The organism is Acidimicrobiales bacterium (assembly GCA_035316325.1).
GTDB lineage: Bacteria > Actinomycetota > Acidimicrobiia > Acidimicrobiales > VFJN01 > DASXTK01.
This window is the reverse complement of record DATHJB010000215.1, coordinates 1-10,114: the sequence shown is the minus strand read 5'-3', so window position 1 is coordinate 10,114 and position 10,114 is coordinate 1. Positions and strand designations below refer to the sequence as shown.

Genomic DNA, 10,114 nt, shown 5'->3' with positions numbered 1-10,114 from the left:
TGCCTCCGACTGACTGACTGCAGATCGGTCGCAGCCCCAGCCAACCGCTTCGAGGAAGCAGCTCCCACCGAGCATCCAAGATGTCTGTGACCAAACTGTGACCACGTGCTCGCCCCGGGACCCCTGAGCTGGGCTTTCGTGGATCAGTCCGGGTGGAGGGGGAGGAAATCGACCCCTAATACTCAGCGAAGACATAAGCCCAGGTCGGAGACCTGGGCTTGACCCCCGCTGGAGGAGGAGTTCTTGGAGGCTAAGACGACCAGGTCGGTGACCTGGGGGCATTTGGTTGCTCGGGGGGAGGACTCGAACTCCCCTCAACCCCCTCCCGAGCTGTACCGCTCGATCCCGCCCAGTACCTCTCACCTGCCCAAACGCCCCGTCGCTCTCCCGGCCCCTCCCCCGCCGTACTTCCCTGTTCCACCCCGTTTGTGACCACTTCGTGACCAAGGGCAGATCACGAACCGACAGGCGAGGCGTGCTACCCCGGCCAACTCCACGGCTTCCTCCGCTACGGCTTCTCTGCCGCCACTACCGCCTTCGATTAGATCGGCACCTGGCTCCGGACCCGGTTCGCCCGCTGAGCTCCACGTGAGCCAGGTAGCGAACCGGAAGTGTCGCGGTAGTGGCCCCCAGCACAGTGACTGGCGGACGAAAGGAGCTACCCCATGCGGAATCGATATCTCCTGGCGGCTGGTCTCATGCTCGCCGCGCAGGCGGTCCTACCCGCCACTGCCAGCGGAGCGACCGCCGACCTCGAGCATTCCGACTCGCGGCGGAGGTGCGTCGCAGAGTTCGACGCGGCCGTGAAGGAGGACAACGACGCCTACGAGGCGCGCGATCCGGAACGCTACGAGGCCATCCTCCATCCGGACCTCATCTTCAAGGGCCCGGACGGCTCGGTCGTCCAGGGTCGGGACGAGCACATGGAAGGGGCGCACGCCGCGTGGGCCGTCCCCGGTTGGCACTGGAGCGTCACGGTGCTGTCGCGGACGGTGTACGACGGCTGCCATTCGGGCATCGCCATCGTCGATGCTCGCACGACGTATCCGGATCAACCTGAGCTCGACAAGCACTGGTCGGTCACGATGACGATGGTGCGCGAGAGGGGGGAGTGGCTCGTCGCCATGGACACCGTGGACCGCCTACCGGCCTGAAGCAGACCTCTGCCGGGCGCCGTTCACGGGGGACGACGCCCGGCAGAGGTCACAGTGAGCGCTGGTCGGATCGGCCAGGTGGGCCCGCACGAGCTGTGCCTGCGCGACACCCAGCCGGGCGAAGATGCCCAGCGCCTGCCACCAATACTCGGGCTCTCCGGTGACGTGGGCCAACCCGTCGAGGGCTATCGCTTCCTGGATCCCGTGCTCGTTCGCCCTGGCGAGGGCCAGTGCGTGTTCGAACGGCCCAGGATCGGGCTCGTCGATGCGCAACAACGTCTCCCCGAGACCCAGCTCGGCCGCGCATTCCACCGTGGGTGCGGCAGATCCCCGGGCCAGGGCGATCGCTTCGTGATGCAGGTCGAGGGCCGCGGCACGTCGACCGAGGCGGGCGTTCACCAGGCCGAGGTTGCCCAAGGTCAAGGAGGTGAGTCGGGGTGACCGCCCTTCGATGGTCAACGCTTCGCGCAGGAAGCCTTCGGCTTCGATGTCTCGGCCGGCGAGGTGGAGCGCCATGCCGAGGCTGTTCAGCGTTGGTCCGGCCAACCCGGGGTCTCCTCGACTAGCGGTCAGCGCCTCGTGGAAGTGAGCGATCGCCTGCTCGGGCCGGCCGCTCCAGCCTTCCACGCTTCCCAGGCTGTGGTGGAGGATCGCAGCGCCGAGGTGATCGGCGTCGCGCAGGTTCTCCAAGGCTCGCTCGTGGGTCCGGCGCCAGTCCCCGAACTGGCCGGTTCGCTCGAAGTAGGTCCGTAGGACCGCGGCCAGTTGCCAGTCCCGACTCGTCTCGCAGAGCGCCAGCAGCGTCTTGTACTCCGCAGCGAGCCACGCCCATGCCGCGGCCCGGTCAGGCAGGTCCGGCCGATGCTCTGGCGGGTCGCTGACGGCCGGTTCGAACCAGCGCGGCGCCCGATCGATCACATCCATAGCGGCCGTCGTCATCGTCAGGTAGTAGTCATGCAGCCGCTGCCGTGCCCGTTCGGTTGCAGCCTCGTCGGGTGCGAGCATCCGGGCGTACCTCCGGACGAGGTCGTGGAAGGAGTAGCGGTCCCCGCTCCGCTGTTCGAGCAGGTGCGCGTCGAGGATGTTCTCCAGCAGCCGATCGGCCTCGTCGGGGTGGACCTCCGCGACCGCGGCCACGGCGAACGCGTCGAAGTCGGGACCGGGATGGCAGGCCAGGAGTCGGACGATCGGCTGCTCATCCGGTGGGAGATGGTCGTACGACACGGCCAGCGCCGTCCCGATGCCCGGATCGGCGGCCGCCGCGAGCTTCCCGGCCAACGTTCCGACCGACCACAGCGGGCGATGCGCGAGCCGGCTCGCGGCCAGTCGCACCGCCAGCGGAACTCGACCGCAGAGCTCGAGGACACGTTCGAGGTTCGCTTCTTCGTCGGCGATCCGATGGGGACCGACCGCTTCGGCGAACAACGCTCGCGCCTCTCGTGGGGACAGCACGTCGAGGGCCACGGTCGTCACGTCGACCAGTTCGGCGAGTCGGACCCGGCAGGTGATCAGCGTCCGGCACGTCGAGGAACCGGGCAGGATCGGTCGTACCTGGTCGGCATCGACGGCGTTGTCGAGCACCACGACAAGCTTCCGGCCAGCGGTTTCCGAACGCCACGCAGCCGAGCGGGCATCGATTCCATCCGGAATCCGTGCGGGCGGAACGCCCAGCGTACGCAGGAGTTGTTCGAGCGCGGTCAGCGGATCGACGGGTGACCGACCGGGTGTGAACCCGTGCAGGTCGACGAAGAGCTGCCCGTCGGGATGCCGATCGGCCAATCGGTGCGCGGCGTGGACGACCAGGGCGGTCTTGCCGATGCCGGCCAACCCTTCGACCACGTGGATCCGACCCTCGCCGAGGATGCATGCGAGCTCCGAGGCTCGTCCGACGAACCCGGGAACGTCATATGGCAAGGTCGACGGTGCAGTACGGATCCGCGCCCCGAGCGAAGGATCGGCACGCAGGATCTGTTCGTGGAGTCGGGCGAGCTCCGGGCCGGGATCAAGTCCGAGCTCCTCACACAGGACCGTACGGACATCGGCATACGCCGCCAGGGCATCGGCCTGGCGACCAGAGCGATAGAGAGCGAGCATCAGCAGCACTCGGAGGCTCTCGCGCCACGGATGCGCGGCGATCAGCGCGGGAAGCTCGATCGCAACCGCAGCAGACTCGCCTGCGTCGATACGGAGCTCGGCAAGCTTCTCGGCAGCCACAAGTCGCCGTTCCTCCAGCCAGACCGCTCGGGCGCGGATGACACGCCCGTCGATCCCGGCGAGCGCCGCCCCACGCCACAGCCCGAGCGCAGCCGTGAGGCTCGGAATCGTCGCATCGTTCGCAAGCCTGTCGAACTGTGCGGCGTCGAGCGTCGCGCCGGCACCGGTCAGCGCCAGCCGGTAGCCGGGTCCGTCCGTGATGACGACACCGGGAACCTTGCGCCGCAGAGCGGCCACGGACTTGTGGATCTGCTGGCGAGCCGTAACGGGCGGTTCGCCATCCCAGAGCGTCTCCACAAGCTCATCGACCGAGACGACCCGGCCGGAGGCCAGAAGAAGACCCGCCAACAGCTTCTCGACCTGTCGTCCTCCCAGAGCAACCCGCTGCCCCTCCCGCCGAACCTCCAACGGCCCCAGCATGCGGAACTCCACCCGACGACCGTATCCCGTCACCAGATCGCCCTGCCCGGCGGCCCCCGACTCCTCGCCGTCGGGAGAGACTGTCGGACGAACGGTGTAAAGGCCTGATTTGTGGACACCTGATGTGACGAGGGTCAGGGGATCGATAGCAACCAACGGCGATCCCGAGCACCAGTGCAGCAGGTTCCAGCGACCCGGGGCCCGCCACGCTCACCCCGCAGCAGTGCCTCGAGCGCGAGGCCGTCCACGATGATCGGCCAGGCGTACGCGATCCAGCGGCGCTCGCCAGCCGGCTCGGCCACGTGCAGCATTGCCCTCAGCTGGCAGTGGCGGCCGCCAGCGCCGCGAGGAGCGTGACGCCGGTGTCGAGCCACGAGGTTCGACCCTGGCGCCAGGCGATCGACAGGCGGCGCCACGTGGTACCCGCCGGACGCCACACCCTCGACGGTCGCCGCCATGTCGACCGGCTGGCGATCGGGCGCATCGACATCGACGCTGGTCGTTCTCGGCCCGGACACTGGCGACGACCTGGCGCGTACGCGCCACGACGTAGGCGCGGCCGTCCGAAGCCGCTTCCTGGGCGACGACACGGCGCCGGGCCTCCCCCACGCTGGACCCATGACCCTTACTGCTACGGGCTTCACGGCCACGTCACATCTCTGGGAGATGTTCCTCGACAGACAAGCCGACGAGACGACGTCGGTGGACATGGTCGCCGCCGGCGTCAGCGACATGACCGCCGGACGGCTCGGAGCCATCGCGGCGGCCGCGCTGGCCCTGATCGGCATCTTCCTCGGTGGGCGGGCATTGGCCCGCTCCGCCGGCGGTACCGGCTCGGCCCCTCGTACCAGCATGATCCTGGGCCTGATCGCCATCGTTCTTGGTGGGCTAGTCATCGCCACGTCCGACGGCAGCGTCGGGACCGGCAACGGGCTGGGCGGAGCGATCGTGGCGATCGTGACTGGGCTGATCGCCTTGGTCCTCGGTGGGCTGGCCCGAGCCCGCTCCCGCCGAGAGGCGTGATGCCCCGCGGGCTCGTTGCGTCCTACGACCTGCCGACGGGACGACGATAGATCGCAGCTCGGACCGGACGCGCAGCGGCCCCCAGATGGGTTCAGCACGCAGGACCCACCGGCCAGAAACCTGCGGGACCACGGCCACATCAACCGTCCTAGTCCGGCCCCACTGCAGCAGCCGACCCGGCTCGATAGCGCCGGTTACGTGCCATCTGCCAGGCCTCCACCGATCGATGTTCTGTGCGGGTCGGAGCGGGCCCGGTCGAGCGTTGGCTCGTTGGTCGGAGGATCCGATGACAGGCGCTGGGGTGGCGGATGTCGGCCCCCGGGGTGCGCGTTGTAGCGTCGGGCCGCTTGGGAAGAAGGGGTGCGGAGGGGATCGATGAAACTGCTGGTGCGTGGGGTTGTGGTGGGTGTGGGTGTGGTGGCTCTGGCGGGGTGCTGGCCGGTCCCGGGGGCGAACTCGGACCGGACGAACGTCACCCACGACGACGTCATCAACGAGAGCTTCGGGAGCTTGGTCGAGCGGTGGCGGTGGACGAGTCCCCATGGAGCGATCTCGGCGCCGGTGACATCGGCCGGCGGGGTGCATGTCGTGAGCCGGTGCTTCCTCGACACGCTCGATCCTGACGATGGCGACCTGCGGTGGGAGGGGAACATCGAGCCGGGTGGCTGCTCGCCCGTGAGTGGTCGAGATGACCACGTGGGGGAGCCCTGGGTGGTCAGCAGCCCGCAGGGCGACGAGGTGACCGCCGGGTACGGCTGGATCGACGAGTCGACACCGGGGATCGTCGGCGCCGATTGGCGGGGCACGCACTTCGATGTGACCGACGGTGACGTGACGGGGACCTCGGGTGATTTCACCGTCGCAGTTCGCGGCGAAACCCTGGTCTCGTCGATCGTGGTTGATGCCGGATCGGGTGTTCCGGCGAACCGCGTCCGCCTTGACGGTCGCGAGTTCCTGCTGCACCTCGACGGTGCGCCGACTCGCTCGCTCACCTTGGGAGCCGACCTGCTCTATCACTCCGGCGACGGCGTGCTGGCTATCGAGCCGGGCCCTGCTGCGTTCGGTCCGGGGGTGCGGGGCTATAGCCGCGCTGAGGCCCGTCCGGACTGTGGTCCGGCACCGGCCCCGACTGGTGTTCACCTGGTTGAGTGCCCGGTGTGGGCTACCCCGACCGACGGCACCCCCAGCGTCCCCGTGCTCAGCCCGGATGGCTCGAGTGTCTTCGTCCGCACCGACGCCGGCACTCTCTACGCCATCGACGCGGCGACCGGGGCCGTGCAGTGGACAGCTCCCGGACTGAGCCCGGGCGGCCGACCAGCGCTGGCGGACGGGATCCTGTGGGTGCCCTCGGGCAGCCTCGTCATCGCCTACGTCGCCGCCGGCTGCGGTGAGCCCACCTGCAGCCCATGGCTCACGACCTTCATGGGCGTTCCGACCGACCAACCGGTCACCGACGTCACTGTCGTCGACGACATCGTGTTCGCCACCTCCGACGGTCAAGTCTTCGCTGCCCGGAACTGCATCGGCCCCTTCTGCGGCATCGGCTGGTCGGCCCCTGGGCACGGCCCCATCGTGGTTAGCAATGGCCGGCTCTACGTCACCGACGGCGCCGACACCCTCATCGCCTACAGCGTCCCCTCATAGACCCGCAGCACCCGAAGCACACCTCGGTCTCCTACTGCCGGCGTCACCGACGGTTGCCCGCTCAGGATCGCCGGATCTGTAGCCGAATCTGCTGCGACGGCGCCTGCTGTTCTGTGCGCGATCACCTGGGCGCTGACGCTGCCGAGCGCCAGCTCGGCGACGGGCCGGCGGCCGTGGCTCGCCGAGCCCGGCAGGTGGCCGGGGCGGGAACCGAGCTTGGCGATCGCAGCGGCCGGGTCGTCGGGGACGACAACCTCAACGTCGTCCACCCGCGCGTCTAGGTGAGTCAATAGGCCATGATGAACGGCGTGACCGTCAGCAGCCGGATGCCGTGCTGAAGGCATGCGGCTCAACATATGAGTCACCTTCGGGGTCGTCATCAACCTCGCGATCGTGTTGGCCATCACCGCCAGCCGGCCCTGGTCCGTGCGCTGACCACCCTTCTCCCGGGTGGTCAGGCGGGAATGCCCGCCGGGCAGGGTTCTCCAACCCTGCCCGGCGGGCGCTCGGCTTCAGCGACTCGGGGTCATGCTCGGTCGGCCCGGAGGAGGATCGCCCGCAGGAGCTGCTCAAGCACCTCGGGCGGGTCGTCCTCGGCCTCGCACGCGGCCTGCCGGTAGATGTCGTCCGACTTGTCCCGCCACTCGCCCTCGATCTTGGCGAGTTCCTTGCGGCGCTGCCCGAACCCCGGCCATTGGTCGAGGACCTCCTCCAACCGGTCGTAGAACACGGCGTAGCTGTCGCTGACCAGGGTCTGGGGCTGGCACTCTGGAACGGCCCCGAGCAGTGAGTGCAGATGGAGGTTCTCCGTCTCCGTCTTCCGGCGGGCCTCCTCTGCCTCGGCCACCGGCTTGCCGTTGGCCCGGCTGCGGGACTCGACGCCGGCGTCACCGTCGAACAGCACGTAGGTCGGGATCCCGAGCTCGGTGAGGATCGCCCACGGGACGGCCAGGTTGCCCTTGCCGTTGCCGACGACCACCGAGATGCCGACCGGGTCGAACCCGTTCTGTCGATCGGCGAGGCCCCGCAGTAGGGCCGCGTCCGTCAGGCCCTCGACGAGCACGACTGCCCGGGCGAAGACGGCCTCTGCCAGGTGCCGCCGGAGGGTGATCTTGGTGCGGAGCTTGACCTGGTCGGGAGTCACGATGCCCTGGAGCCGGCGAGTGACTCCGGCGATCGTCGCCTCCGTCATGGCTGCCGTGGGCCACGGCCGTCGTCCCGACCGCTTGCGGAACCGCCGCAGCTGCTCGTACCGCGACGGATCGATGAAGTGCTCGGAGTGCGTGGCGTAGACGATCTGGGTCCCTCTCGCGTCGCGGGAAGCCAGGTCGGCCAGGGTCCTGGAGAGGTGCCGCGCCTGGGTGGGGTGCTGGTACAGCTCCGGCTCCTCGATGGCGAGCAGCAGACCTGGGGCGGCGTCGGCCTGGGGACCGGCGGCCAACACCTGCACCAGGGCGATCGTGAGTGCTCGCTGGAAGCCGTGGCCCTGACGTCCGACATCGGTCTCGAGACCGCCGTCCGCCACGAGCAGCCGCACCCCGATGGGCGGGATCCTCACCTCGGGCGCCTGCGGATCGACGACGACGGACCCGCCGGGGACAAGGCGCTCGAGCAGGTCGGTGATGCGGTCGCCGACCTCGCGGAACATCTCGCTGCCGTGGGCCGACATGATGTCGGCGAGCTCCTGGGTGTTGTGGTCCTCGAGCTTCTGGAGTCGCTGTCGAACGTTGTCGGGGATGGGCGCCGACCGCTCGATGAGCTTGCGGATGGAGGTACCCCCGACATCGCGGGTCTCGCGCTCCGGATCGGTGATCGCCGGGATCAATACGTAGTCGAACAGATCGGGGATCTTGCCAAGGAGATCGCCGGCCGGGATGTCCGATGGCACGAGGGCCTCCGGGTTAGAGCGCTCCCAGTCCGCGAGAGCGGCCTCGACGGCGTCAGCGCTACGGGCAGCCGGCAGATCGAGCTCGGGGTGCTGCTCCCGAAGGAGCCGGTAGGCCGCGTTCTTGTCGCTGGCCCTCGGCTGCACCCGAACCTTCTCGAACGGCGGGTAGGCCGACCCCGGACTGGTCACGCGCAAGCCCTCGGCCTTCGACCACGTCCGGCGCACGGTCACTTCGCCCCCGACCACATACTGCCGGACGATCTCGAGGTCGCGGTCGCTGAACTCGCCGAAGGTCACCCCCACCGACACCTCGGCGTCCGTCGCCCGGCCGCCCACGTCCAGGTCGTCGAGGCCGTAGTAGTGGAAGAACCAGTCGAGGGCGCGCAGCACCGACGACTTGCCGGTGCTGTTGGCCCCGACGAGGACGGTCACGTCGTCGAAGGAGATCTCCAGGTCGTCGAGACAGCGGAAGTTCTGAACGTGGACGCGCAAGATGCGCAAGATGGCCTCCGGGATGAGATCAGCGAAAAGGTGGGACAAGCGTCGGAGCGCCGACGCGACCTAGCGGGAAGTCCAGACCTGTTTCACCTGATCAGGCGATGCCGACACGGGCACCGCCAGGCGATAACGCATAGCCGATCACTCTATTTCATCATCCGGCCCTGGCCGCGCAACACTCTTCGTAGTGTTTCCACTACTGCTCCGTCGTTGAGGTCAATCGTCGGCGCTTGCTCGATGACGACGGCCCAGACGAAGAGAGACTTCGGTCCTCGGGCTGGTGACCGACGGCTCTGCCCGCACCGGCTGGGCGCAGGAGGACGATCGGGTCATGGACGACAACCGTGGATTCGTTCCCGGCTCACTCGCCGCTGCGACGACATCCTCGACCTGATCGACACCGCCCTCGCCTCGTGCCCGTCACCTCGGTCGCCGTGGCGTCGGCGGTCCGGCCAGGGAGCCGCGCTGGCGGCTGGTGGAATGGCACCCCCTCCCGCGCCAAGAGGTTCTACGGTGGGCTCGTGAGCGAGACAACGTTGTACGACTCAGCAGGTGACGCGGTGGCATACATCGCGGACGACTCCTCCACTATCTATCTGTGGCAAGGCGAAGCCGTGGCCTACGTGGATGGAGACCGCATCTACGGATGGAATGGACAACATCTCGGTTGGTTCGCAGACGGCATGATCCACGACGGTGGCGGCCTGCGGGCCGGCTTCGTTCGCGAGAGGTGCCCTGTGGTCACACGAGTCCAGCCTGTCAAGAGCGTGAAGCAGGTTCGGCGGGTCAAGAGCGTGCGCTCGATAGCGCCCATTCGTCCGGTTCTTAGTCACTCGATGTCCTCGCTACCCCTTGCAGAGTTCCTGGAGTCGGGCCGGTAACACTTGAACACCCCTGGGCATCATCCAGATCGGCACCTGGTGAGGGCAACCTGGATGATGTCTTGAGGTCATCTGCGCAACCTGCAGAAAGGCGGGCAGGCGTGCGTGGAACGGGGTTTACCCCGTTCCACGGTCTTGTCCCGACCTCGTGGACACGGACCCCGCAGCCTCTCCCGCTGCACCTGCCCGTCAGCACATCGAGCGCATAACGCGCCATGGTGCCGGCAGCAGCCTGAGCCGCACATATCGGCCTTGGTCTCAGGGGGTGAACGCAACGGTCTTGGTTGAGCTGTCGTTCGACCGAGGGTGAGGGCTGTTGTGGTGAGGCTGAGCGAGGCGGAGAAGGCTCGGATCTGCGAGTTGCGGGCGGCGGGGTTGACGACCCGGTTGAT

At 68.3% G+C, this 10,114-nt stretch carries 7 protein-coding genes; 3 read left to right on the top strand and 4 right to left on the bottom strand.

Translation table 11 applies throughout. From position 1 onward, the window contains the following. The first annotated feature begins 698 nt into the window (after positions 1 to 698). The gene (locus VK611_28150; protein HMG45237.1) at positions 699 to 1,154 is read left to right on the top strand and encodes a nuclear transport factor 2 family protein; all 456 of its coding nucleotides are present in this window, start codon (positions 699 to 701) and stop codon (positions 1,152 to 1,154) included. On the opposite strand, the gene VK611_28145 is transcribed toward VK611_28150, so the two are convergent. Together VK611_28145 and VK611_28140 are read right to left on the bottom strand one after the other, a co-directional pair. After that, positions 1,143 to 3,800 (bottom strand): BTAD domain-containing putative transcriptional regulator, encoded by a 2,658-nt coding sequence (locus VK611_28145; protein ID HMG45236.1) that lies wholly within the window; start codon positions 3,798 to 3,800, stop codon positions 1,143 to 1,145. The two genes, VK611_28150 and VK611_28145, sit on opposite strands and share 12 nt — an antisense overlap. A gap of 304 nt (positions 3,801 to 4,104) precedes the next feature. Continuing rightward, positions 4,105 to 4,272, bottom strand: coding sequence for a hypothetical protein (locus tag VK611_28140; protein ID HMG45235.1), 168 nt, complete (start codon positions 4,270 to 4,272; stop codon positions 4,105 to 4,107). Positions 4,273 to 4,406: 134 nt separating this feature from the next. Here VK611_28140 and VK611_28135 point away from each other — a divergent pair, with 134 nt between their 5' ends. Together VK611_28135 and VK611_28130 are read left to right on the top strand one after the other, a co-directional pair. Next, positions 4,407 to 4,811, top strand: a complete 405-nt coding sequence (locus VK611_28135) for a DUF6223 family protein (GenBank protein ID HMG45234.1) — start codon at positions 4,407 to 4,409, stop codon at positions 4,809 to 4,811. Positions 4,812 to 5,186: 375 nt separating this feature from the next. Then, complete coding sequence (locus tag VK611_28130; GenBank protein HMG45233.1) at positions 5,187 to 6,455, top strand: PQQ-binding-like beta-propeller repeat protein; 1,269 nt, start codon at positions 5,187 to 5,189, stop codon at positions 6,453 to 6,455. On the opposite strand, the gene VK611_28125 is transcribed toward VK611_28130, so the two are convergent. Next, positions 6,437 to 6,859: a hypothetical protein gene (locus VK611_28125; protein ID HMG45232.1), complete on the bottom strand. Its 423-nt coding sequence runs from the start codon at positions 6,857 to 6,859 to the stop codon at positions 6,437 to 6,439. The genes VK611_28130 and VK611_28125 overlap by 19 nt on opposite strands. A 122-nt stretch (positions 6,860 to 6,981) precedes the next feature. After that, positions 6,982 to 8,835 (bottom strand): AAA family ATPase, encoded by a 1,854-nt coding sequence (locus tag VK611_28120; GenBank protein ID HMG45231.1) that lies wholly within the window; start codon positions 8,833 to 8,835, stop codon positions 6,982 to 6,984. Positions 8,836 to 10,114: the final 1,279 nt, after the last annotated feature.

Excerpts from the sequence above, each read along its gene's own strand:
- VK611_28140 (HMG45235.1), bottom strand. The coding sequence starts at position 4,272 with ATGCGCCCGATCGCCAGCCGGTCGACATGGCGGCGACCGTCGAGGGTG.
- VK611_28125 (HMG45232.1), bottom strand. The coding sequence starts at position 6,859 with ATGGCCAACACGATCGCGAGGTTGATGACGACCCCGAAGGTGACTCAT.
- VK611_28130 (HMG45233.1), top strand. The coding sequence starts at position 5,187 with ATGAAACTGCTGGTGCGTGGGGTTGTGGTGGGTGTGGGTGTGGTGGCT.
- VK611_28135 (HMG45234.1), top strand. The coding sequence starts at position 4,407 with ATGACCCTTACTGCTACGGGCTTCACGGCCACGTCACATCTCTGGGAG.
- VK611_28150 (HMG45237.1), top strand. The coding sequence starts at position 699 with ATGCTCGCCGCGCAGGCGGTCCTACCCGCCACTGCCAGCGGAGCGACC.